Below are 21,742 nucleotides of genomic sequence, written 5' to 3' on the forward strand. Positions count from 1 at the left end.
CCCAGGCCGCCGTTTTTTCTTTCCATGTTTCCCGCCGCCGGCGCGATCCGGCGGTCCGCTCAGCCCGGCCACGCCTTCATCCCCTCGGCCAGGCCTTCCACGCCGTCGCCCAGCTTCCGCATCAGGTGATCGAGCTGGGCGCGTTCTTCCGCGTCCAGGTGCATGAGCAGGCGGCGCTCGCATTCCAGCGTCATCGGCGCGACCTCGTCGTAGACCGAATAGCCGACCTCGGACAGCTTGAGCATCGAGCGGCGGCGATCGCTGCCGTGGGTGTCGCGCTCGATCAGGCCGCGATCGAGCAGGCGGGCGACCGCGCGGCTGACCGCGACCTTGTCCATCGCGGTGCGCTCGGCGACCTCGCCGGCGGAAAGATCCCGGTAGCGGCCGAGCACCGCCATCACCCGCCACTCGGTGATCGCCAGCCCGAAGCGGCGCCCGTAGAGGCCGGCGATGGTCTGGCTGACCCGGTTGGACAGCACGCTGAGCCGATACGGCAGGAAATGTTCGAGATCCAGCCGCGCGTGGCCGTTTTCGTCGTGGGAATCGGGGTTGTCCGGGTTCATGGCCGTGGGCTGCAGGAGGGATGTTGCGCCGCCACTTGCAAATAGTTTCACCTGAAACTATAACGGCGACTGGTTCCCGCAAGCCTAGCGAGGCGTCCCATGAGCACACAACCCAATCCCGGCATGCAGGTCACCACGTTCGAGAACCCGATGGGCATCGACGGTTTCGAGTTCGTGGAGTTCGCCGCGCCGCAGGGCCAGGGCGAGGCGCTGCACGACTACTTCCGCAAGCTGGGTTTCAGCGCGGTGTTGCGCCATCGCACGCGCCCGATCACCGTGTACCGGCAGGGCGGGGTCAACTTCCTGGTCAACGAGGATCCGGATTCCTTCGCCGCCGACTTCGCCCGCGCGCACGGCCCGTGCGCCTGCGGCTTCGCGATCCGCTTCCGCAAGCCGGCCGACGAGGTGTATGCCACCGTCATCGGCAATGGCGGCGAGGCGGTCGATCACAAGGCCGGCACCCGCGCGGTGCCGGCGCCGGTGATCAAGGGCATCGGCGACTGCATGCTGTACCTGGTCGACCGCTATGGCGAGGCCGGCAGCATCTACGACGCCGACTACGTGCCGGTGGAGGGCGCGGAGGAGGATCCGAAGGGCTTCGGCCTGACCTTCATCGACCACCTGACCCACAACCTGTACGTGGGCAACATGCAGAAGTGGTCGGACTACTACGAGCGGCTGTTCAACTTCCGCGAGATCCGCTACTTCGACATCAAGGGCGCCAAGACCGGCCTGCTGTCCAAGGCGATGACCGCGCCGGACGGCATCGTGCGCATCCCGCTCAATGAGTCCTCGGATCCCAAGTCGCAGATCAACGAGTACCTCGACGCCTACAAGGGCGAGGGCATCCAGCACATCGCCTGCTTCACCGACGACATCTACGACACGGTGGAGGCGATGCGCGCGCAGGGCATCGAGTTCCTCGACACGCCGGACACCTACTTCGACGTCATCGACCAGCGCGTGCCCGACCACGGCGAGGACGTGCCGCGGCTGGCGCGCAACAAGATCCTGATCGACGCCGATCCGGAGACCAAGCAGCGCAAGCTGCTGCAGATCTTCACCCAGAACGCGATCGGCCCGATCTTCTTCGAGATCATCCAGCGCAAGGGCAACGAGGGTTTCGGCGAAGGCAACTTCCAGGCGCTGTTCGAGAGCATCGAGCGCGACCAGATGAGGCGCGGCGTGCTGTAAACCCCTCGCGATGACAGCCCCTCTCCCCTTGGGAGAGGGGTTGGGGAGAGGGTAAGGCGAAGCGATGGGCATGACGCCCCAGGGAAGTTCCGCATCCATCAAGCCATCGGGATGCTTCATGTCAAGGACGATGAAACCACCGCTTCCCACGAGTACGCTGGAGAATGCGAAACGCCTGCGCAGCGCCATGACCGACGCCGAGCGCAAGCTCTGGCGGCATCTGCGGGCCGGGAGACTGGGTGGAATGAAGTTCAGGCGTCAGCATCCTGTTCCGCCCTACATCGTTGATTTCTGCTGTATGGAAAAGATGCTGGTGATCGAACTGGATGGATCCCAGCATACGGTCGCGACGGATGCCGGCCGTACGCGCTATCTGGAGTCGCAGGGTTGGAAGGTGATTCGATTCTGGGACGATGAAGTACTGACACGGACGGAAGCGGTGGTCGAGGCGATCTGGGACGTCGTGTCCCGGCCGGCCCTCTCCCCAACCCCTCTCCCGGTGGGAGAGGGGCTTTAGCAAAGCAGGATCAAGAGGGATGCCAGCGATGATTGAGAGCAACGCTTATCAAACCGGCTTCGGCAACGAGTTCGCCACCGAGGCGATCCCCGGCACGCTGCCGGTCGGGCGCAATTCGCCGCAGCGCGTCGCGCACGGCCTGTACGCCGAGCAGATCAGCGGCACCGCGTTCACCGCGCCGCGCCACGCCAACCGGCGCAGCTGGCTGTACCGCATCCGCCCGGCGGCCATGCACGGGGCCTTCGCGCCGTATGCCGCGGCGCCGGCCTTCCACAACGATTTCGGCGACGGCCCGGTCACCCCGGAGCAACTGCGCTGGAACCCGCTGCCGCTGCCCGACGCGGCCACGCCGCGCGATTTCGTCGATGGCCTGTACACGATGGCCGGCAACGGCTCGCCGGCCGCGCAGTCGGGCGTGGGCATCCACCTGTACGCGGCCAACCGCGACATGGACGGGCGCTGGTTCTACGACGCCGACGGCGAACTGCTGATCGTGCCGCAGCAGGGCCGCCTGCACGTCGAGACCGAACTGGGCGTGCTCGACGTCGAACCGCAGGAGATCGCGGTGATCCCGCGCGGCATCCGCTTCCGGGTGACGCTGCCCGACGGCGCCGCGCGCGGCTACGTGTGCGAGAACTTCGGCGCCCTGCTCAAGCTGCCGGACCTGGGGCCGATCGGCAGCAACGGCCTGGCCAATCCGCGCGACTTCTTGACCCCGCACGCGGCCTGGGAGGACATTGAGGGCGATTTCGAGCTGATCGCCAAGTTCCAGGGCCACCTGTGGCGCGCGCCGATCGGCCACTCGCCGCTGGACGTGGTCGGCTGGCACGGCAACTACGCGCCGTACAAGTACGACCTGCGCCGCTTCAACACCATCGGCTCGATCAGCTACGACCACCCGGATCCGTCGATCTTCCTGGTGCTGCATTCGCCCAGCGACAGCGCCGGCGTGAGCAACATGGACTTCGTGATCTTCCCGCCGCGCTGGCTGGTGGCGCAGGACACGTTCCGCCCGCCGTGGTTCCACCGCAACGTCGCCAGCGAGTTCATGGGGCTGGTGCACGGCGCCTACGACGCCAAGGCCGAGGGCTTCGCGCCTGGCGGCGCCTCGCTGCACAACTGCATGACCGGCCACGGCCCGGACGCGGCCACGTTCGAGAAGGCGTCGGCAGCGGATCTGTCGAGGCCGGACGTCATCGCCGACACGATGGCCTTCATGTTCGAGACGCGCGCGGTGATCCGGCCGACCCGGCAGGCGGTCGAGGCGGCGCACCGCCAGCGCGACTACCAGGCGTGCTGGACCGGCCTGAAGAAGCATTTCGCCGGAAGCTGAAAAACGCGGCCGCCTTTGCAGTTTGTTAACGCCGCGGCGGGCTAGTCTCCGGGGTTTCCCGCGAACCGGAGATCCTTGATGAGAGCGATGCTGCCGTCGGCCGTGCTGCTGGCCGTGGTCCTGGGCGGATGCAAGCCGCCCGAACCCGCGCCGCAACCGGTCACCACCGCTTCGATGGCCGAACCGCCGCCGGCCGCGCAGCAGGACGACGCGCAGCAGGACGATGCGCAGCCCGCTCCGCCGGTGGCGATCAGCCAGGCCAGCTTCCTCGGCTACGGCGACATGCGACTGGGCGAGACGGTCGAGCAGGCGCGCGCGGCCTGGGGCGGCGAACTCAACGGCCTGCCCGGGCAGGACAGCAGCTGCTACTACCTGACCCCGAAGTGGGTCGCGCGGCCGGCCGACTTCGCCTTCATGATCGAGGACGGCCGCTTCGTCCGCTACGACGTCGGCACCGACAAGGAGACCGCGCCGGGCGGCGGCAAGGTCGGCATGAGCGCGACCGAGCTGCAGGCCATGTACGGCGGCGCGCTGGCGTCGGCGCCGCACAAGTACGTCGAGGGCGGGCAGTACCTGAGCATCGACGCCAGCGGAGTGGCGCCGAGCAAGCTGGTGTTCGAGGTCGATGCCGCTGGCATCGTCACCGCGTGGCGGGTCGGCCTGCTGCCGCAGGCCGACTATGTCGAAGGGTGTTCGTAGGGGGTTCCGCGAACCCCAGGTCGTCATCCCCGCCTGCGCGGGATGACGGATGAAAGTTTCCAGCGGGACACCCAACATCACCCGCGCCGGGTCGCGCTAAGCTTGCCCGGCACCGGCCCGCGCGGCCCGGTGCCGGCCGCGCACGAAGCGGCTTTCGCAACGCGCGATCGGGGGAGAAGGCGATGCTCGCGGCATGGGGATACTTCGTACTGGGCCTGGCGCTGCTGGCGCTGGGCGGCGATTCCATCGTCAAGGGCGCCGCCGGGCTGGCGCAGCGGATCGGCGCCTCGCCGTTCGTCGCCGGCCTGCTGCTGATCGCCTTCGGCACCTCGCTGCCGGAACTGGCGGTCAACGCGCGCGCGATCTGGATCGGTGCGCAGGACCTGGCGCTGGGCAACGCGGTCGGCAGCAACATCGTCAACCTCGGCCTGACCCTGGGCGCGGCCGCGCTGGCGGCGCCGCTGCTGGTGCGCGTGCGCCTGCTGTCGCCGCTGCTGGTGCTGCTGGCGCTGGCCACGCTGGCGCTGATCGCGTTCGGCCTGGACGGCGTGGTCGGCCGCGGCGAAGGCGTGGCCCTGCTGCTGCTGTTCGTGGCGATGCTCGGCTTCCTGCTGGCGCGCGCGCCGCGCGAGGCGCAGGACGTGCGCGAGGGCGTGATCGCCTACGCACAGACGCACGCGACGCTGTGGATGAACCTGCTGCGCTTCGCCGTGGCCGCGGCGCTGCTGTACTACGGCGCGAAGTACGTCGTGCAGGGCGCGCCGGTGATCGGCGCGCAATGGGGGCTGTCGCCGCTGCTGACCGGCCTGCTGCCGGTGGCGATCGGCACCGCCTTGCCCGAAGTGGCCGCGGCGATCGCGGCGGCGCGGCGCGGGCAGGGCGACATGGTCGTCGGCCACGTGATCGGATCGAGCCTGTTCAACCTGCTGGTCGTGGTCGGCGGCATGGCGGCGTTCCGTCCGTTGCCGCTGCCCGGATCGTTCGTGCGGCTGGAACTGCCGGCGGCCATCGCCTTCGTGCTGGTCCTGTATCCGATGCTGCGCGGGGATCTGCGCGTCAGCCGCAACGAGGGCGCGGTGCTGCTGGCCGCCTTCGCCGGCTGGATCGCGCTGGAGCTGCTGATGCTGTCCTGATCACGGCCCGGGCGCGCGGCTGGCGCGGGATCGCCTGTTAAACTGGGCCGCCTGCTCGCGAATCCCGTGTTCCCTGCCTAGGTGCCGATGATCCCATTCCTCGAAGTCCTGCTGGCCTTGCCCTTCGCAATGGCCCTGCTGGTGGCGCTGCCCCGCCGCCTGCCGCGCGCCGCGACCGCCCTGCTGGCGGGGTTGGCGCCGGTGCTGGGCCTGCTGCTGCTGGCTTGGCTGACGCCGGCGGTGCTGGGCGGGCACGTCATCCGCGCCGGGCATGCGTGGATTCCGCAGATCGGGCTGACGTTCTCGCTGCGGCTGGATGGGCTGTCGTGGATGTTCGCCGGCATGGTGCTGGCGATCGGCGCGCTGGTAGTGATGTACGCGCACTACTACCTCAGCGCCAGGGACAGCGCGCGGCGCTTCTTCGCCTGCCTGCTGCTGTTCATGGGCGCGATGCTGGGCATGGTGCTGGCCGGCAACCTGCTGCTGCTGGTGGTGTTCTGGGAACTGACCAGCATCAGCTCGTTCCTGCTGATCGGGTTCTGGTCGCACCGCCGCGACGCGCGCGAAGGCGCCAAGATGGCGCTGATCATCACCGGCGCGGGCGGGCTGGCGCTGCTCGCCGGGGTGCTGCTGATCGGCCGCATCGTCGGCAGCTTCGAACTGGACGCGGTGCTGGCCGCCGGCGCGCAGATCCGCAACAGCCCCTGGTATCCGGCCGCGCTGGCGCTGGTGCTGCTGGGCGTGTTCACCAAGAGCGCGCAGTTTCCGTTCCACTTCTGGCTGCCGCACGCGATGGCCGCGCCGACGCCGGTGTCGGCGTACCTGCACTCGGCGACGATGGTCAAGGCCGGCGTGTTCCTGCTGGCGCGGCTGCACCCGGTGCTGGCCGGCACCGACCTGTTCTTCTACGCGGTCAGCATCATCGGCGCGCTGACCCTGCTGATAGGCGCGTGGAACGCGATCTTCCAGCACGACCTGAAGGGCCTGCTGGCGTATTCGACCATCTCGCACCTGGGCCTGATCACGCTGCTGTTCGGCCTGTCCAAGCCGATGGCGGTGGTCGCCGGCCTGTTCCACATCCTCAACCACGCCACCTTCAAGGCCTCGCTGTTCATGGCCGCCGGCATCATCGACCACGAGACCGGCACGCGCGACATCCGCAAACTGGGCAACCTGCGCCGCTACCTGCCGTTCACCAGCGCGCTGGCGATCATCGCCTCGCTGGCGATGGCCGGCATCCCGCTGCTCAACGGCTTCCTGTCCAAGGAGATGTTCTTCGCCGAGGCGCTGGACGTCCAGCAGCGAGGCCCGATCCGGCAGGCGGTGATTGCCGCGGCGTTCCTGGCCGGCGTGCTCGGCGTGGCCTACAGCCTGCGCTTCGTCTACGAGACCTTCTTCGGCAAGGGGCCGCGCGGGCTGGAGACGATGCCGCACGAGCCGCCGCGCTGGATGAAGATCCCGGTCGAGATCCTGGTGGTGCTGTGCCTGGCGGTCGGCATCCTGCCGTCGCTGACGGTGGCGCCGGCGCTGGACGCGGCCGCGCGCGCGCTGCTGGGCGAGGCGCTGCCGGCCTACAGCCTGGCGATCTGGCACGGCTTCAACCAGCCGCTGATGATGAGCCTGGGCGGCATCGTCGGCGGCGTGCTGCTGTACCTGGGCCTGCGCCGGCGGCTGGACATGCACGCCATCGAGCAGGAATCGCAGGGCCGCTGGCTGTTCCAGCGGCAGATGGAGGCGGTGTTCCGGCTGGCGCGGCGGGTGACCGGGCTGGTGGTCAACCGCAGCGTGCAGCGCAGCCTGCTGTGGCTGATGCTGGCCGCGCTGGCGGCGATTGCGCTGCCGCTGCTGCAGGATCTGCGCCTGCCGACGCCGCGCCTGGTCAACCAGCCGCCGCTGGGCTGGCTGCTGTGGTGGATGCTGCTGGCCACGGTGGTGATGACGCTGCGGCTGCACCGCCACCGCCTGCTGGCGGTGATCGTGGTCGGCGTGGCCGGGCTGGTGGTCAGCCTGACCTTCGCCTTCCTGTCGGCGCCGGACCTGGCGCTGACCCAGCTGCTGGTGGAGATGGTCACCCTGGCGCTGCTGCTGCTGGCGATGAACTACCTGCCGCCGTCGTCGCCGCCGGAACGCGCGCGCGCGCGCAAGATCCGCGACGGCGCGATCGCGCTGGCGGTGGGCCTGGGCGTCGGCGGGCTGGCCTACGCGATGCTGATGCGCCCGGCCGACACCATCGCCGGCGAGCTGCTCGCGCGCTCGCTGCCCGAGGGCTACGGCAGCAACGTGGTCAACGTGATCCTGGTGGACTTCCGCGGCTTCGACACGATGGGCGAGATCACCGTGTTCGGCATCGCCGCGCTGGTGGTGCACGCGCTGCTGCGGCGGGTGCGGATGGCGCCGGAGAAGCGCATGCCCGGCGGGCCGATCCTGCTGCCGGTGCCGGCCGATCTGACCCAGATCCTGTTCCCGATGGCGCTGACGGTGTCGATCTACCTGTTCCTGCGCGGCCACAACGCGCCCGGCGGCGGCTTCATCGCCGGCCTGGTGCTGGCGGTGCCGCTGCTGATGCAGTACGTGGTGCAGGGCGCCGAGTCGGTCGAGTCGCGCTTCGGCTTCAACTACGTGGCCTGCATCGGCATGGGCCTGGTGATCGCGCTGGCGACCGGCGTGGCGCCGATGCTGTGGGGCCATCCGTTCCTGACCAGCGGCCACGCCGAGCCGCAGCTGCCGCTGCTGGGCGGCATCCCGCTGACCAGCGCGATCGGCTTCGACATCGGCGTCTACCTGGTGGTGTTCGGCGGCGCGATGCTAATCCTGTCGATGATGGGCACCATCCGCCCGTCCAGGCGGATCTCCTCGCACCGCGGCACCATCGATCCGGCGCAGCGTTCCAAGATCACCGGAGAACTGCACTGATGGAACTCGCACTGGCCAGCGCCATCGGCATCCTCACCGCCGCCGGCGTCTACCTGCTGCTGCGCCCGCGCAGCTTCGACGTGATCATCGGCATGACCCTGCTGTCGTATGCGACCAACCTGCTGATCTTCTGCAGCGGCCGGCTGGTGATGGGCAAGGCGCCGGTGCTGCGCGAGGGCGTGGCACCGACCCTGGCCAACTACGCCGACCCGCTGCCGCAGGCGCTGGTGCTGACCGCGATCGTGATCGCCTTCGCGATGACCGCGGTGACCATCGTGCTGGCGATCCGCAACCGCGCCGACAACCATAGCGATCACGTCGACGCCGGCCGGCCCGGCCTGGCCGGCGCGCCGGTGCGCCCGAAGGAATCCGCCGACGCGGCCGACGGCGCCGCGGAGCCGCGCGCATGACGCAGCACCTGGCGATCCTGCCGATCCTGCTGCCGCTGATGGCCGGCGCGCTGGTGCTGATGTCCGAGCGCCGCGGCATCCTCGCCCAGCGCGCGATCGCGCTGACCGCGATGGCCGCGCTGCTGGCGGTGGCGATCGCGCTGCTGTGGCGCGCCGGCCGCGGCGAGACCCTGGTCTACCTGCTCGGCGACTGGCCGGCTCGGCTGGGCATCGCGCTGATGGCCGACCGGCTGTCGGCGCTGATGGTGCTGGCCGCCGCGCTGCTGGCGCTGCCGTGCCTGCTCTACGCCTGCGCCGGCTGGGACCAGCGCTCGCCGCATTTCCACGCGCTGTTCCAGTTCCAGCTGGTCGGCATCAACGGCGCGTTCCTGACCGCCGACGCGTTCAACCTGTTCGTGTTCTTCGAGGTGATGCTGATCGCCTCGTACGGGCTGATGCTCAGCGGCGGGCGCAACGTGCGCATGCGCGTGGGCCTGCACTACGTGGTCTTCAACGTCACCGCATCGACGCTGTTCCTGATCGCGCTGGGCGTGCTGTACGGCATGCTCGGCACGCTCAACATGGCCGAGATGGCGCTGCGGGTGGGGCAGGCGCCGGCCGGCAACCTGCCGCTGATCCAGGCCGCCGGCGCGCTGATGCTGCTGGTGTTCTGCGCCAAGGCCGCGCTGCTGCCGCTGTACCTGTGGCTGCCGGAAGCCTATACCCGCGCGCCGGCGGCGATCGCGGCGCTGTTCGCGATCATGACCAAGGTCGGGCTGTACGCGGTGCTGCGGGTGGGCACGCTGATCTTCGGCCCGCTGGCCGGCGCGCTGGCCGGCTTCGCCTGGCAGTGGCTGCTGCCGCTGGGACTGGCGACGCTGGCGCTGGCGTCGCTGGGGGTGATGGCGGCAACCCGGCTGCGCGCGCTGGTGGCCTACCTGGTGCTGGTGTCGGCGGCCACGCTGTTCGTCGCCTTCGCGCTGGCGCGGCCGGAAACCATCGCCGCCGGACTCTACTACCTGCTGCACAGTACTTTCGTCGCCGCCGCGCTGTTCCTGATCGCCGACCTGGTGCGGCGCAGCCGTGGCGAGGCCGGCGATCGCTTCGGCGTGGCCGCGCCGATGCACCGGCGCGCCAAGCTGGGCCTGGTGTTCCTGGTCGCGGCGGTCTCGGTGGCCGGACTGCCGCCGCTTTCGGGCTTCCTCGGCAAGCTGATGGTGCTGGACGCGACGCCGGCCGGACAGGCCGGCTGGGTATGGAGCATCGTGCTTGCCAGCAGCTTCATCGTCATCGCGGCGCTGGCGCGCGCCGGCAGCGCGCTGTTCTGGCGCGTCGAGGACGACGGCGTGCCGATGCGCCGGCCGGTGCGCGCGGTCGAGACCGGCGCGGTGCTGCTGCTGCTGGGCTACGGCGTGGCGATGACGGTGGCCGCCGCGCCGGTGCTGGACTATGCGCGGGCCACCGCCGACCAGTTGCTGGATCCGCAGGCCGTCGTCGATCGCGTGCGGCAGACGCCGCCCCAGCTGCGGGAGCCGTCGCCATGAAGCGCCTGTTCCCGTCGCCGGCGATGAGCGTGCTGACCTTCGTGTTCTGGCTGCTGCTGGTGGCCAGCGTGAAGCCCGGCCAGCTCGCCATCGCCGCGCTGCTGGCGGTGTGCATGCCGCTGTTCGCGGCGCGGCTGGATCGCGAGTTCGCCCGCATCGGCGCGCTGCGGGCGCTGCCCCGGCTGGTGGCCACGGTGGCGCTGGACATCGTGCGTTCCAATATCGAGGTGGCGCGGCTGATCCTGGGGCCGGAGTCGGCGATCACGCCCGGCTTCATCTGGGTGCCGCTGGACATCCGCAACATCCACGGCATGGCCGTGCTGACCAGCATCATCACCCTGACGCCCGGCACGGTGTCGGCGGAACTGTCGCCGGACCGGCGCCACCTGCTGGTCCACTGCTTCAACCTGCGCGACGCCGATGCGACCATCGCCGAGATCAAGCAGCGCTACGAAGCCCCGTTGATGGAGGTGTTCCCGTGATCCAGACCGCGATCGTGGTATCGATGATGGTGGTGGGCCTTGCGATGCTGATGGCGCTGTGGCGCGTGCTGCGCGGGCCGACCGTGCCGGACCGCATCCTCGGGCTGGACACGCTGAACGTGGCCGCCATCGCCGAGCTGATGCTGTTCGGCATGTACCTGGACTCGCCGATCTATTTCGAGGCGGCGCTGATCATCGCCGCGTTCGGCTTCGTCAGCACGGTGGTGCTGAGCAAGTACGTGCTGCGCCGGGACATCGTCGAATGAACCCGCTGGTCGAAATCGCGCTGGTCGCGCTGCTGGCGGTGTCGAGCTTCTTCATCTTCGTCGGCTCGCTGGGGCTGGTGAAGATGGACGACTTCTTCAAGCGCCTGCACGGGCCCACCAAGGCCAGCACCCTGGGCGTGGGCTGCGTGCTGATGGCGTCCATCGGCTACCACGCCGTGCAGGGCGACGGCCTGCAGCCGCGCGAACTGCTGATCACCGCGTTCCTGTTCGTCACCGCGCCGATCAGCGCGCACATGATGTCCAAGGCGGCGCTGTCGCTGATGATGGAGACCCGGCCCAAGCTGCCGAAGGTCCATCCTTCCGATCCGCTCGTGGCCGATGACGCCGCATCCGCGCCGGCGCAAGGGCGCGATGCCTGAGCCGATGCGCAGCGCGCTGGTCTTCGGCGGCAGCGGGCAGATCGGGCAGGCGGTGATCGCGCGCCTGCTGGCCGCAGGCTGGCAGGTGGCGGCGGTGTCGCGGCAGCCGCGCGCGCCGCAGGCGGGACTGCGATGGCTGCCGGGCGGGTTCGATGGCATCGACGGCCTGCCGGTGCGCGCCGATGCGCTCTTCAGCCTCGGTCCGCTGGATCGCTTCGCCCACTGGTACTCGCGCACGCGCTTCGACGCCGCGCGCGTGGTCGCGTTCGGCTCGACCAGCGTGGAGACCAAGCAGGCGTCGGCCGACGATCACGAGCGCGACTTGGCCGCGCGCCTGCGCGCGGGCGAGGCCGGGGTATTCGCCACCGCCGCCGGGCTCGGCGCCGGCGCGACGCTGCTGCGGCCCACGCTGGTCTACGGCGCCGGCCAGGACCGGACGCTGACCCGCATCGCCGCGATGGCTGCGCGCAGCGGCTTCTTCGTCCTGCCCCGCGGCGCGACCGGCCTGCGCCAGCCGGTGCACGTGCAGGACCTGGCCGACGCGGCGCTGGCCGCGATCGACAGCAACGCCGCCGCCGGCCAGGCCTATGCGTTGCCGGGCGGGGAGACGCTGGAATACCGGGAGATGGTGCGGCGCTGCCTGCTGGCCCTGCGGCCGCCGGCGCGGCTGCTGGAAGTGCCGCCGCCGCTGTTCCGCCTCGCGCTGGCGGCGGCGCGGCGGCTGGGCAGGATGCAGGGGCTGGGCGATGCGGCCATCGGGCGGATGGGCGAGGACCTGTGCTTCGACGCCGCGCCCGCGCGCCGCGATCTCGGCTACGCGCCGCGCATGTTCCGCCCCACCGCCGCCGAACTGGGCCAGCGCTGAGCGCGGGCGCGGTTCAGTACTTCCAGCCCAGCCGGCGGTAAAGCCTGCCCAGCACCCAGGCCGGGCCGATCAGCAGGTAGGTCAGGTCGGTCATGAAGCTGGGCTTGCGGCCCTCGATCCGGTGGCCGAGGAACTGCGCGGCCCAGGCCACGACGAACACCACCAGCGCCAGCCGGAACAGGCCGGCGGTGCCGAGCAGCATCTCCAGCCAGCGCGTGATCCACGCCATCGCCACGAACGCCGCCAGCATGCCCAGCCCCAGCGGGCGCGACATCCGGTAATAGAACATCCACGCCGCGAACATCGCCAGCGCCGCCCAGATGCCGGTCTTCATCCAGGTGCCGAACACCGGGATGCACCACAGCAGCGCGACCACCGTCCACAGGATGGCCGGCACCGCGAACACGTGGATGCGCCGGTTGACGGCGTTGCGGTGGTCGCTGGAATAGCTGGCGAACCAGCGGTCCAGCGGGCGTTGCGTGGCGTTCATTCATTTTCCCGCGTAGGCATGCGGCAGGGCAGGGCGAGCATAGCGCAGGCCGGCAGGGCATGCCGGAACGCGATGGAATACCTGTGGGAGCGACGTCAGTCGCGACAGGGTGCCGGTAAAGCCCCATCGCGACTGACGTCGCTCCCACAGGGAAGAGGCATCGACGGTCAGTCGACGACGATGCCGGCCAGCTTCTGCAGCGCCTCGGCGTACTTGGCGCGGGTGCGCTCGATCACCCCGGCCGGCAGGTTCGGGCCGGGCGCGGTCTTGTCCCAGTCCAGCGTCTCCAGGTAGTCACGCACGAACTGCTTGTCGTAGCTCGGCGGGCTGGTGCCGACTTCGTACTGTTCGGCCGGCCAGTAGCGCGAGGAGTCGGGCGTGAGCATCTCGTCCATGATGTACAGGCGGCCGTCGGCGTCGGTGCCGAACTCGAACTTGGTGTCGGCCAGCAGGATGCCGCGCTCGGCCGCGTAGTCGGCGGCGAAGCGGTACAGCCGCAGCGTCGCGTCGCGCACGCGCTCGGCCAGTTCGGCGCCGATGGTCCTGACCATCGTGTCGAAGTCGATGTTCTCGTCGTGGTCGCCGACCGCCGCCTTGGTCGAGGGCGTGAAGATCGGCTCGGCCAGCTTCTCGGCCTGGCGCAGGCCGTCGGGCAGCTCGATGCCGCTGACCTTGCCGGTGCGCTGGTAGTCCTTCCAGCCGCTGCCGATGAGGTAGCCGCGCGCGATCGCCTCCACCGGCACCGGCTTGAGCTTCCTGGTCACCACCGCGCGCTTGGCGTACAGCGCCGCGTCCACGCCTTCCGGCAGCACCGACGCCACGTCGATGCCGGTCAGGTGGTTGGGCATCAGGTGCGCGGTCCTGGCGAACCAGAAGTTGGAGATCTGGCAGAGCATCTCGCCCTTGCCGGGAATCGGATCCGGCAGCACCACGTCGAACGCGGACAGGCGATCGGTGGCGACCATCAGCAGGCAGTCGCCGGGCGGCGCATCGGCCGGCAGGCGCTCGCGGGGGATGTCGAACACGTCGCGGACCTTGCCGCGATGGCGCAGCGGCAGGCCGGGCAGATCGGATTGGAGCAACGTCGTGGGCACAAACACTCCTTGGGGAGCCGAAACCAGCATGGACGCCGGAAGGGCGGGCCCTTCCGCTGCATTCCCCGGCCGCCCGCGGGCAGGCCCGGCGCCGACCGGGCCGCGTAGTGTACGGCCGGCGGCCGGCCATGTGCCGTAAAATGACCGGCCTGCCCGAGGAAACCCCATCGATGAAGCGCTGGTACGGAAAACTGCTCGGCTTCATCGCCGGCTGGCTGCTGATGCGCCACCCGCTGGGCGGGCTGATCGGCCTCATCATCGGCCATGCCTTCGACGAGGACTGGTTCAGGCTCAGCCGCGACAACCCCTACCAGGTGTTCGGCCTGACCCGCGACGCCTCCGACGCCGAGATCGACCAGGCCTACCGCCGGCTGATGTCGCAGTACCACCCCGACAAGATGGCCGGCGCGGCCGAGGACCTGCGCCGCCAGGCCGAGAAGAAGGCCGGCGAGATCAACGCCGCCTACGACCGCATCAAGACGTTGCGCAAGCGCTGAACCTTCCGAAGAGACCCGATTCCATGTCCAGGCCCTGCATCATCGCCCCGTCCATCCTCTCGGCTGACTTCGCCCGCCTCGGGCAGGAGGTGGACGACGTGCTCGCCGCCGGCGCCGACTGGGTGCACTTCGACGTGATGGACAACCACTACGTGCCCAACCTGACCATCGGCCCGATGGTGTGCCAGGCGCTGCGCAAGCATGGCGTCACCGCGCCGATCGACGTGCACCTGATGGTCGAGCCGGTGGATCGCATCGTGCCGGACTTCGCCGCCGCCGGCGCCAGCATCATCAGCTTCCACCCCGAGGCCAGCCGCCACGTCCACCGCACCGTGCAGCTGATCAAGTCGCACGGCTGCCAGGCCGGGCTGGTGCTCAACCCGGCCACGCCGGTGGACGTGCTGGACTGGGTGCTGGACGAACTGGATCTGGTGCTGCTGATGTCGGTCAACCCGGGCTTCGGCGGGCAGGCGTTCATCCCCTCGGCGCTGGACAAGCTGCGCGCGGTGCGCGGGAAGATCGACGCGTCCGGCCGCGACGTCCGGCTGGAGATCGACGGTGGGGTCAAGGCCGACAACATCGGCGAGATTGCCGCCGCCGGCGCTGACGCCTTCGTCGCCGGCTCGGCCATCTTCAACGCGTCCGACTACGCCGACGTCATCGCGCGGATGCGCGCGGCGGTGGCTGCGGCGCGGTAAGCCGCCGGCGTTCCGGCATGGAATGGAGCCGATGCCCTCGCGGGCATCGGCTCCGTGGATACTGGAGGCTTATCCCGCCTCCGCCCGTCGTCCCTGCTATGGCCTTCCATGCTGCGCGGTCCCGATGACCGGACGATGACAACGCGCCTTGTTCTTGGAGGACGTGTGGAGAAGGTCGCCTCCCTTCTCCCGCCTGCGGGAGAAGGGCCTGCCCCGTACTTGATACGGGGTGCCCCCCGCAGGGGCGGATGAGGGCGCTTTCCCGCCTCTCCCACGCCCCATCGAACGCAAACGAAGGAAGAGGCGCCTCGATGGCGACTCCACCTGAAACCCGGCCCTCTTCCTCACTCCACCTGCACCGGCGTCGGCTAAGCTCGGCGCTTTCCCCACCCGCAACGCCATGACGCATCGCCACGGCTGGCTGATCCTCAACGGCAAGTCCGCCGGCGACGACGATCTGCGCGAGTCGGTCGCCGCCTGCCGCGCGCGCGGCGATCGCCTGCACGTGCGCGTGACCTGGGAAAGCGGCGACGCCGCCCGCTACGTGGACGAGGCCATCGCCGAGGGCGCGGACACGCTGATCGCCGCTGGCGGCGACGGCACCGTCAGCGAGGTGGCCGCCGCGCTGGCGCAGCGTGCCGAACCGGCGCAGCGGTTGCCCGCGCTGGCGATCCTGCCGCTGGGCACCGCCAACGACCTCGCCGCCGCCGCCGGCCTGCCCGAAGGACCCGCCGAAGCGCTGGAACTGGCGCTGTCCGCGCCGGCCGCGCCGATGGACCTGCTGAGGATCGAAAGCGGCGGCGCCACGCACTGGTGCGCCAACCTGGCCAGCGGCGGCTTCGGCACCGAGGTGACGGTGGAGACCGACGAGGGCCTGAAGAAGATGCTCGGCGGCCTGGCCTACCTGCTCACCGGCATCGCCCGGCTGGGCCGCATCGAGCCGATCCGCGCGCGCCTGCAGGGCCCGGATTTCGACTGGGAAGGCGACTTCATCGCCCTGGGCATCGGCAACGGCCGCCAGGCCGGCGGCGGGCAGGCGCTGTGCCCGGAAGCGCGGGTCGACGACGGCCTGCTGGACCTGACCGTGGTGCCGGAAATGTCCGGCGAGCTCGCCGCCACGCTCGGCACGCTGGTGACCGCGGGCAAGGCCGCCGCGCTGGAACGCGCGGCGGTGCGCGCGCGGCTGCCGTGGGTGGAAATCGACGCGGCCGCGCCGATGACGCTCAACCTCGACGGCGAGCCGCTGGAGGCGCGCCGCTTCCGCATCGAGTGCGTCGCCGCGCGCATCCGCGCGCGCCTGCCGGCCGGTTGCCCGCTGCTGTCGCGCGGCGCGGCGCCTGCGGCCTGAGCGCGACCGCCCGCGGCCGCGGCGATGGGGTAAAGTAGCGCGCATGTTCCCCACGACGCGCCAGCTTTCCCGTTCTTCCGTGCGCCCTTGCTGGCGATGGTGGCCCGTTGCCGTCGCCCGCCACGTCACCGCATCCCGGAAGGAAAGCCCGCTTGATTTCGCAAGAACAGTTCCAGCGCCACGCCGCTGAAGGCCATACCCGCATCCCCGTCGTCCGCGAGGTGCTGTCCGATCTGGACACGCCGCTGTCGGTCTACCTGAAGCTCGCCGACGGGCCCTACAGCTACCTGTTCGAATCGGTCGAGGGCGGCGAGCGCTTCGGCCGCTATTCGATCATCGGCCTGCCGGCCACCCGCGTGTACGCCTTCCACGGCCGCACGCTGACCGTCAGCGAACTGGGCGAGGCCGTCGAGACCCGCGAGGTCGCCGATCCCTTCGCCGAGGTCGAGCGCCTGCGCAGCGAACACTCGGTCCCCCGGCTCGACGGCCTGCCCGGCTTCACCGGCGGCCTGGTCGGCTGGTTCGGCTTCGAGTGCGTCGAGTACATCGAGCCGCGCCTGGCCGCCAGCGGCGGCGCGCGCCGCGACGAACTCGGCACCCCCGACATCCTGCTGATGCTCAGCGAGGAAGTGGCGGTGTTCGACAACCTCAAGGGCCGCCTGTACCTGATCGTGCACGCCGATCCTGGCCAGCCGCAGGCGTGGGCGCGCGCCAACCGCCGGCTCGACGCGCTCAACCACCGCCTGCGCCATGCCGGCGCCGGCTACCCGGAAACCCTGCAGCCGGCGGCGCTGGACGAGGCCGACTTCGTTTCCGGCTTCACCCGCGAGGGCTTCATCGCCGCGGTGGAGAAGTCGAAGGAATACATCCGCGCCGGCGACATCTTCCAGGTGGTGCTGAGCCAGCGCCTGAGCGTGCCGTTCAACGCGCGCCCGGTCGACGTCTACCGCGCGCTGCGCGCGCTCAATCCCTCGCCGTACATGTATTTCCTCGACACCGGCGACACCCAGGTGGTCGGGTCGTCGCCGGAAATCCTGGTGCGCCTGCAGGACGGCGAGGTCACCGTGCGCCCGATCGCCGGCACCCGCCCGCGCGGCGCGACCCATGACGAGGACCTGGCGCTGGAAGCCGAACTGCTGGCCGATCCCAAGGAGCGCGCCGAGCACCTGATGCTGATCGACCTGGGCCGCAACGACGCCGGCCGCGTCTCCGAGGCCGGCAGCGTGCAGGTCGGCGAGCAGTTCGTGATCGAGCGCTACAGCCACGTCATGCACATCGTCAGCGAGGTCACCGGCAAGCTGCTGCCGGGCCTGAGCTATGCCGACGTGCTGCGCGCGACGTTCCCGGCCGGCACCGTCAGCGGCGCGCCGAAGATCCGCGCGCTGGAGGTCATCCGCGAACTGGAGCCGATCAAGCGCAACGTCTACGCCGGCAGCATCGGTTACCTCGGCTGGCACGGCGACGCCGATACCGCCATCGCCATCCGCACCGCCGTCATCAAGGACGGCCGCCTGCACGTGCAGGCCGGCGCCGGCATCGTCCACGACTCGGATCCGCGGAAGGAATGGGACGAGACGATGAACAAGGGCCGCGCGCTGTTCCGCGCGGTGGCCGAAGCGGCGAAGGGACTGTGAGGTGACGCCATGATCCTGATGATCGACAACTACGACAGCTTCACCTGGAACCTCGTGCAGTACCTGCAGTCGCTGGGCGCAGAGGTGCAGGTGGTGCGCAACGACGCGCTGACGGTGGACGAGATACGGCGGCTGGCGCCCGAGCGCATCGTCATCTCGCCCGGCCCGTGCACGCCCAACGAGGCCGGCGTGTCGCTGGAGGTGATCGAGCGGCTGGGGCCGACCACGCCGATCCTGGGCGTGTGCCTGGGCCACCAGGGCATCGGCCAGGCCTATGGCGGCAGGGTGATCCGCGCCGGGCGCATCATGCACGGCAAGACCTCGCGCATCCGCCACGAGGGCAGGGGCGTGTTCGCCGGCCTGCCGGACCGCTACGAGGCCACCCGCTACCACTCGCTGGTGGTCGAGCGCGCCTCGCTGCCGGACAGCCTGGAGATCACCGCCTGGACCGAGAACGACGACGGTTCCTTCGAGGAAATCATGGGCCTGCGCCACCGCGAGCATCCGGTGGAAGGCGTGCAGTTCCATCCCGAGTCGATCCTGACCGAGCATGGCCATGCGCTGCTGAACAACTTCCTGCAACGATGAAATCCCCGCCATCTCCCTGTGGGAGCGACGTGAGTCGCGACGGATAGAATCCCGCAGCGCCAGGCCGCGACTCGCGTCGCTCCCACGAGAATCACCATGCCCCTCACTCCGCAAGAAGCCCTCCAGCGCACCATCGAGCACCGCGAGATCTTCCACGACGAGATGGTCGATCTGATGCGCCAGGTCATGCGCGGCGACGTCTCGCCGGCGATGACCGCCGCCATCCTCACCGGCCTGCGCGTGAAGAAGGAAACCGTCGGCGAGATCGCCGGCGCGGCGACGGTGATGCGCGAGTTCTCGCGCACGGTGGAGGTGGACGATCGCGAGCGCCTGGTCGACATCGTCGGCACCGGCGGCGACGGATCGCGCACCTTCAACATCTCCACCTGCTCGATGTTCGTGGCCGCCGCGGCCGGGGCCAAGGTGGCCAAGCACGGCAACCGCAGCGTTTCCTCCAGTTCCGGCAGCGCCGACGTGCTGGAGGCGCTGGGCGCGTCCATCGAGCTGCAACCGGCGCAGGTGGCCGAGTCGATCGCGCGCACCGGCATCGGCTTCATGTTCGCGCCGGTCCACCATCCGGCGATGAAGGTGGTCGCGCCGGTGCGCCGCGAGATGGGCGTGCGCACCATCTTCAACATCCTCGGTCCGCTGACCAATCCGGCCGGCGCGCCGAACATCCTGATGGGCGTGTTCCATCCGGACCTGGTCGGCATCCAGGCACGCGTGCTGCACGAGCTGGGCGCGCGGCGCGCGCTGGTGGTGTGGGGGCGCGACGGCATGGACGAGCTCTCGCTGGGCGCGGCCAGCCTGGTCGGCGAGCTGCGCGACGGCGTGGTGCGCGAGTACGAGGTGCACCCGGAGGACTTCGGCATCGCGATGGCCGCCAGCCGCAACCTGCGCGTCGGCGATGCGGCCGAATCGAAGGCGATGCTGCTCGGCGTGCTGGACAACCGCCCCGGCCCGGCGCGCGAGATCGTCGCGCTCAACGCCGGCGCGGCGCTGTACGTGGCCGGCGTGGCGGACAGCTTCGCCGACGGCATCGGCATGGCGCGCCAGGCCATCGCCGACGGCCGCGCGATGGCAAGGCTGCAGGACTTCGTTTCCACCACCCGGGCGCTGGCGGCAGGAGAGCAACGATGACGACAGAAGACGGTTTCGCGCGCTTGCCCAGGCCGCCCTACTACATGGTCGTGTTCACCTCCACGCGCAGTCCGCGCGACGAGGCGGGCTATGCGGCCACTGCGCAGCGGATGGTGGAACTGGCGCAGGCGCAGCCGGGTTTCCTGGGCGCCGAATCGATCCGTGGCGCGGACGGCTTCGGCATCACCGTCACCTACTGGGAAAGCGAGGAGGCCATCCGCGACTGGCGCGAGCATCCCGAGCACGCCCTCGCGCGCGGGCAGGGCCGGCGCGACTGGTACGATCGCTACGAACTGCGCGTGGCCAAGGTCGAGCGCGCCTACGGCTGGAAACGGGAAGCGTAGAGCGGCGCATGCGAGAATGCGCGCTCGCCGCACGGCCGGCGGCGATTCCCAGGGACAGCATGAGCGACATCCTCGACACCATCCTCGCCCGCAAGCGCGAGGAAATCAGCGAACGCAGCGCGCGCACGCCATTGTCCGAACTGGCCGCGCGCGCGCAGGCGATGCCGCCGGCGCGCGGCTTCGCCGATGCCCTGAACATGGCGATCGCGCAAGGCGATCCGGCGGTGATCGCGGAGGTGAAGAAGGCCAGCCCGTCCAAGGGCGTGATCCGGCCGGATTTCCGCCCGGCCGACATCGCGGTGAGCTACGAGTTCGGCGGCGCGGCCTGCCTGTCGGTGCTGACCGACGTGGATTTCTTCCAGGGCGCCGACGACTACCTGCGACAGGCGCGCGAGGCCTGCACGCTGCCGGTGCTGCGCAAGGACTTCACCGTCGATCCCTACCAGGTGTACGAGGCGCGCGCGCTCGGCGCCGACTGCATCCTGCTGATCGTCGCCGCGCTGGACGACGGGCAGCTGGTCGAGCTGGCCGGGCTGGCGATGCAACTGGGCATGGACGTGCTGGTCGAGGTGCACGACATCGACGAGCTGGAGCGCGCGCTGCAGGTGCCGGTGCCGCTGGTCGGCATCAACAACCGCAACCTGCGCACCTTCGAGGTCTCGCTGGAGACCACCCTGTCGATGAAGGACGCGGTGCCGCGCGACCGCCTGCTGGTCACCGAGAGCGGCATCCTCGCGCCCGCCGACGTGGTCAGGATGCGCGCCGCCGGCGTGGACGCGTTCCTGGTCGGCGAGACCTTCATGCGCGCCGACGAGCCGGGCGAGGCGCTGCGTCAGCTATTCTTCGGCGCATGAGCGACACGCCCCGCCCCGCCCCGCGGCCCGATGCGCCGCTGGTGGTGTTCGACTTCGACCACACGCTGTACGACGGCGATTCCGGCGGCCACCTGGTGAAGTGGCTGATCCTGCGCAACCCGCTGCGCAGCGCGGTGGCGCTGCTGGCCTCGGTGCTGCTGGGGCCGATGGTGGCGATGCTGCCGACGCGCCGCCGCGGCATTTCCGGCTACATCTGGATCGGCACCTTCGGCCTGCCGGGCCGGCGCAGTTTCGACGCCCTGATCGACCACTACGTCGCCACCCACCGGCAGGAACTGCGCCGGCGCCTGCTGCCGATCGCGCTGGAGGTGCTGCGCGGCCATCGCGAGGCCGGCGACCGCGTCGTCGTGGCCACCGGCGCGCCGCCGGAACTGGCGCGCGCCATCCTCGGCTTCGTCGCCCACGAGGACGTGCCGGTGGTCGGCACCGCGGTCGGCCCGCGGTTGGGCGCGGTGGTGGCCACGCGCCACTGCCACAACGAGGAAAAGATGCGCATGCTGCGCGAGCGCGGCTACGGCGAGGTGGCGGTGGCCTATTCGGACAGCAGCGCCGACCTGCCGCTGCTGCAGGCGGCCCGGCGCCCGGTCGTGGTCAATCCCAAGCATGGCCGGGTGGAGATGTTCCGCCGCGTGCTGCCGGCCGGCACGCCGATCCTCAACTGGGGCTGTGCGGACCGCGGCGGCGATCCGGTCGGCTGAGCGCCAATCGCATGTCCTGGTGGGAGCGACGTCAGTCGCGACGGGCAACGTCCGGTCG

General features: G+C 70.2%; 24 protein-coding genes. 21 read left to right on the top strand and 3 right to left on the bottom strand.

Going from position 1 to position 21,742, the window contains the following annotated elements:
• Positions 1-59: 59 nt before the first annotated feature.
• Complete coding sequence (locus tag AAG688_RS04025; protein WP_411834068.1) at positions 60-563, bottom strand: MarR family winged helix-turn-helix transcriptional regulator; 504 nt, start codon at positions 561-563, stop codon at positions 60-62.
• Between the two features lie 123 nt (positions 564-686).
• On the opposite strand from AAG688_RS04025, the gene hppD reads away from it, so the two are divergent.
• The 12 genes from hppD (at position 687) to AAG688_RS04085 (ending at position 12,278) form a co-directional block, all read left to right on the top strand.
• Positions 687-1,757 (top strand): 4-hydroxyphenylpyruvate dioxygenase, encoded by a 1,071-nt coding sequence (hppD, locus tag AAG688_RS04030; RefSeq protein WP_411834927.1) that lies wholly within the window; start codon positions 687-689, stop codon positions 1,755-1,757.
• Between the two features lie 130 nt (positions 1,758-1,887).
• Positions 1,888-2,274: an endonuclease domain-containing protein gene (locus tag AAG688_RS04035; RefSeq protein WP_411834069.1), complete on the top strand. Its 387-nt coding sequence runs from the start codon at positions 1,888-1,890 to the stop codon at positions 2,272-2,274.
• A 28-nt stretch (positions 2,275-2,302) separates the two neighbouring features.
• Complete coding sequence (hmgA, locus tag AAG688_RS04040) at positions 2,303-3,607, top strand: homogentisate 1,2-dioxygenase (protein ID WP_411834070.1); 1,305 nt, start codon at positions 2,303-2,305, stop codon at positions 3,605-3,607.
• A 78-nt stretch (positions 3,608-3,685) separates the two neighbouring features.
• Positions 3,686-4,306: a lectin gene (locus tag AAG688_RS04045; RefSeq protein ID WP_411834071.1), complete on the top strand. Its 621-nt coding sequence runs from the start codon at positions 3,686-3,688 to the stop codon at positions 4,304-4,306.
• A 182-nt stretch (positions 4,307-4,488) separates the two neighbouring features.
• Complete coding sequence (locus AAG688_RS04050) at positions 4,489-5,439, top strand: calcium/sodium antiporter (RefSeq protein WP_411834072.1); 951 nt, start codon at positions 4,489-4,491, stop codon at positions 5,437-5,439.
• An 87-nt stretch (positions 5,440-5,526) separates the two neighbouring features.
• Positions 5,527-8,352, top strand: coding sequence for a monovalent cation/H+ antiporter subunit A (locus AAG688_RS04055; protein WP_411834073.1), 2,826 nt, complete (start codon positions 5,527-5,529; stop codon positions 8,350-8,352).
• Positions 8,352-8,762, top strand: coding sequence for a Na+/H+ antiporter subunit C (locus AAG688_RS04060; RefSeq protein ID WP_411834074.1), 411 nt, complete (start codon positions 8,352-8,354; stop codon positions 8,760-8,762). The genes AAG688_RS04055 and AAG688_RS04060 overlap by 1 nt, the downstream gene beginning before the upstream one ends.
• Positions 8,759-10,285, top strand: coding sequence for a monovalent cation/H+ antiporter subunit D (locus AAG688_RS04065; RefSeq protein WP_411834075.1), 1,527 nt, complete (start codon positions 8,759-8,761; stop codon positions 10,283-10,285). Before AAG688_RS04060 ends, AAG688_RS04065 begins: the two co-directional genes overlap by 4 nt.
• On the top strand, positions 10,282-10,767 hold the full coding sequence (locus tag AAG688_RS04070; RefSeq protein ID WP_411834076.1) for a Na+/H+ antiporter subunit E: 486 nt from the start codon (positions 10,282-10,284) through the stop codon (positions 10,765-10,767). The genes AAG688_RS04065 and AAG688_RS04070 overlap by 4 nt, the downstream gene beginning before the upstream one ends.
• A gap of 23 nt (positions 10,768-10,790) precedes the next feature.
• Positions 10,791-11,033 carry a K+/H+ antiporter subunit F gene (locus AAG688_RS04075; protein ID WP_411834928.1) on the top strand — a complete coding sequence of 81 codons (243 nt, stop codon included), beginning with the start codon at positions 10,791-10,793 and terminating at the stop codon, positions 11,031-11,033.
• Positions 11,030-11,413 (top strand): Na+/H+ antiporter subunit G, encoded by a 384-nt coding sequence (locus AAG688_RS04080; RefSeq protein ID WP_411834077.1) that lies wholly within the window; start codon positions 11,030-11,032, stop codon positions 11,411-11,413. Before AAG688_RS04075 ends, AAG688_RS04080 begins: the two co-directional genes overlap by 4 nt.
• Positions 11,406-12,278, top strand: a complete 873-nt coding sequence (locus AAG688_RS04085) for an NAD-dependent epimerase/dehydratase family protein (RefSeq protein WP_411834078.1) — start codon at positions 11,406-11,408, stop codon at positions 12,276-12,278. The genes AAG688_RS04080 and AAG688_RS04085 overlap by 8 nt, the downstream gene beginning before the upstream one ends.
• 13 nt (positions 12,279-12,291) lie before the next feature.
• Here AAG688_RS04085 and AAG688_RS04090 read toward each other — a convergent pair whose 3' ends face one another.
• Both AAG688_RS04090 and AAG688_RS04095 read right to left on the bottom strand, forming a co-directional pair.
• The gene (locus AAG688_RS04090) at positions 12,292-12,768 is read right to left on the bottom strand and encodes a DUF962 domain-containing protein (protein WP_411834079.1); all 477 of its coding nucleotides are present in this window, start codon (positions 12,766-12,768) and stop codon (positions 12,292-12,294) included.
• A gap of 167 nt (positions 12,769-12,935) precedes the next feature.
• Complete coding sequence (locus AAG688_RS04095; protein ID WP_411834080.1) at positions 12,936-13,862, bottom strand: phosphoribosylaminoimidazolesuccinocarboxamide synthase; 927 nt, start codon at positions 13,860-13,862, stop codon at positions 12,936-12,938.
• 140 nt (positions 13,863-14,002) lie between these two features.
• Here AAG688_RS04095 and AAG688_RS04100 point away from each other — a divergent pair, with 140 nt between their 5' ends.
• From AAG688_RS04100 to AAG688_RS04140, 9 genes are all read left to right on the top strand, one after another.
• A complete protein-coding gene (locus AAG688_RS04100; protein ID WP_411834081.1) occupies positions 14,003-14,359 on the top strand; it encodes a J domain-containing protein in 357 nt (118 codons plus the stop codon).
• A 23-nt stretch (positions 14,360-14,382) separates the two neighbouring features.
• The gene (gene rpe / locus AAG688_RS04105) at positions 14,383-15,057 is read left to right on the top strand and encodes a ribulose-phosphate 3-epimerase (RefSeq protein WP_411834082.1); all 675 of its coding nucleotides are present in this window, start codon (positions 14,383-14,385) and stop codon (positions 15,055-15,057) included.
• Between the two features lie 400 nt (positions 15,058-15,457).
• Complete coding sequence (gene yegS / locus AAG688_RS04110) at positions 15,458-16,405, top strand: lipid kinase YegS (RefSeq protein WP_411834083.1); 948 nt, start codon at positions 15,458-15,460, stop codon at positions 16,403-16,405.
• A gap of 152 nt (positions 16,406-16,557) precedes the next feature.
• Complete coding sequence (trpE, locus tag AAG688_RS04115) at positions 16,558-18,039, top strand: anthranilate synthase component I (RefSeq protein WP_411834085.1); 1,482 nt, start codon at positions 16,558-16,560, stop codon at positions 18,037-18,039.
• 9 nt (positions 18,040-18,048) lie between these two features.
• Entirely contained in the window at positions 18,049-18,627 is a 579-nt protein-coding gene (locus AAG688_RS04120; protein WP_411834086.1) for an anthranilate synthase component II, read from the top strand.
• 96 nt (positions 18,628-18,723) lie between these two features.
• On the top strand, positions 18,724-19,767 hold the full coding sequence (gene trpD, locus AAG688_RS04125) for an anthranilate phosphoribosyltransferase (RefSeq protein WP_411834087.1): 1,044 nt from the start codon (positions 18,724-18,726) through the stop codon (positions 19,765-19,767).
• Entirely contained in the window at positions 19,764-20,111 is a 348-nt protein-coding gene (locus tag AAG688_RS04130; protein WP_411834088.1) for an antibiotic biosynthesis monooxygenase family protein, read from the top strand. Before trpD ends, AAG688_RS04130 begins: the two co-directional genes overlap by 4 nt.
• A 59-nt stretch (positions 20,112-20,170) precedes the next feature.
• Positions 20,171-20,965 carry an indole-3-glycerol phosphate synthase TrpC gene (gene trpC, locus AAG688_RS04135; RefSeq protein ID WP_411834089.1) on the top strand — a complete coding sequence of 265 codons (795 nt, stop codon included), beginning with the start codon at positions 20,171-20,173 and terminating at the stop codon, positions 20,963-20,965.
• Positions 20,962-21,684 (top strand): haloacid dehalogenase-like hydrolase, encoded by a 723-nt coding sequence (locus tag AAG688_RS04140; RefSeq protein WP_411834090.1) that lies wholly within the window; start codon positions 20,962-20,964, stop codon positions 21,682-21,684. The genes trpC and AAG688_RS04140 overlap by 4 nt, the downstream gene beginning before the upstream one ends.
• Positions 21,685-21,742: the final 58 nt, after the last annotated feature.

Source organism: Pseudoxanthomonas mexicana (genome assembly GCF_046736355.1).
Taxonomy (GTDB): Bacteria; Pseudomonadota; Gammaproteobacteria; order Xanthomonadales; family Xanthomonadaceae; genus Pseudoxanthomonas_A; species Pseudoxanthomonas_A mexicana_B.

Excerpts from the sequence above, each read along its gene's own strand:
- AAG688_RS04025 (WP_411834068.1), bottom strand. The coding sequence starts at position 563 with ATGAACCCGGACAACCCCGATTCCCACGACGAAAACGGCCACGCGCGG.
- hppD (WP_411834927.1), top strand. The coding sequence starts at position 687 with ATGCAGGTCACCACGTTCGAGAACCCGATGGGCATCGACGGTTTCGAG.
- AAG688_RS04035 (WP_411834069.1), top strand. The coding sequence starts at position 1,888 with ATGAAACCACCGCTTCCCACGAGTACGCTGGAGAATGCGAAACGCCTG.
- hmgA (WP_411834070.1), top strand. The coding sequence starts at position 2,303 with ATGATTGAGAGCAACGCTTATCAAACCGGCTTCGGCAACGAGTTCGCC.
- AAG688_RS04045 (WP_411834071.1), top strand. The coding sequence starts at position 3,686 with ATGAGAGCGATGCTGCCGTCGGCCGTGCTGCTGGCCGTGGTCCTGGGC.
- AAG688_RS04050 (WP_411834072.1), top strand. The coding sequence starts at position 4,489 with ATGCTCGCGGCATGGGGATACTTCGTACTGGGCCTGGCGCTGCTGGCG.
- AAG688_RS04055 (WP_411834073.1), top strand. The coding sequence starts at position 5,527 with ATGATCCCATTCCTCGAAGTCCTGCTGGCCTTGCCCTTCGCAATGGCC.
- AAG688_RS04060 (WP_411834074.1), top strand. The coding sequence starts at position 8,352 with ATGGAACTCGCACTGGCCAGCGCCATCGGCATCCTCACCGCCGCCGGC.
- AAG688_RS04065 (WP_411834075.1), top strand. The coding sequence starts at position 8,759 with ATGACGCAGCACCTGGCGATCCTGCCGATCCTGCTGCCGCTGATGGCC.
- AAG688_RS04070 (WP_411834076.1), top strand. The coding sequence starts at position 10,282 with ATGAAGCGCCTGTTCCCGTCGCCGGCGATGAGCGTGCTGACCTTCGTG.
- AAG688_RS04075 (WP_411834928.1), top strand. The coding sequence starts at position 10,791 with ATGATGGTGGTGGGCCTTGCGATGCTGATGGCGCTGTGGCGCGTGCTG.
- AAG688_RS04080 (WP_411834077.1), top strand. The coding sequence starts at position 11,030 with ATGAACCCGCTGGTCGAAATCGCGCTGGTCGCGCTGCTGGCGGTGTCG.
- AAG688_RS04085 (WP_411834078.1), top strand. The coding sequence starts at position 11,406 with ATGCCTGAGCCGATGCGCAGCGCGCTGGTCTTCGGCGGCAGCGGGCAG.
- AAG688_RS04090 (WP_411834079.1), bottom strand. The coding sequence starts at position 12,768 with ATGAACGCCACGCAACGCCCGCTGGACCGCTGGTTCGCCAGCTATTCC.
- AAG688_RS04100 (WP_411834081.1), top strand. The coding sequence starts at position 14,003 with ATGACCGGCCTGCCCGAGGAAACCCCATCGATGAAGCGCTGGTACGGA.
- rpe (WP_411834082.1), top strand. The coding sequence starts at position 14,383 with ATGTCCAGGCCCTGCATCATCGCCCCGTCCATCCTCTCGGCTGACTTC.
- yegS (WP_411834083.1), top strand. The coding sequence starts at position 15,458 with ATGACGCATCGCCACGGCTGGCTGATCCTCAACGGCAAGTCCGCCGGC.
- AAG688_RS04120 (WP_411834086.1), top strand. The coding sequence starts at position 18,049 with ATGATCCTGATGATCGACAACTACGACAGCTTCACCTGGAACCTCGTG.
- trpD (WP_411834087.1), top strand. The coding sequence starts at position 18,724 with ATGCCCCTCACTCCGCAAGAAGCCCTCCAGCGCACCATCGAGCACCGC.
- AAG688_RS04130 (WP_411834088.1), top strand. The coding sequence starts at position 19,764 with ATGACGACAGAAGACGGTTTCGCGCGCTTGCCCAGGCCGCCCTACTAC.
- trpC (WP_411834089.1), top strand. The coding sequence starts at position 20,171 with ATGAGCGACATCCTCGACACCATCCTCGCCCGCAAGCGCGAGGAAATC.
- AAG688_RS04140 (WP_411834090.1), top strand. The coding sequence starts at position 20,962 with ATGAGCGACACGCCCCGCCCCGCCCCGCGGCCCGATGCGCCGCTGGTG.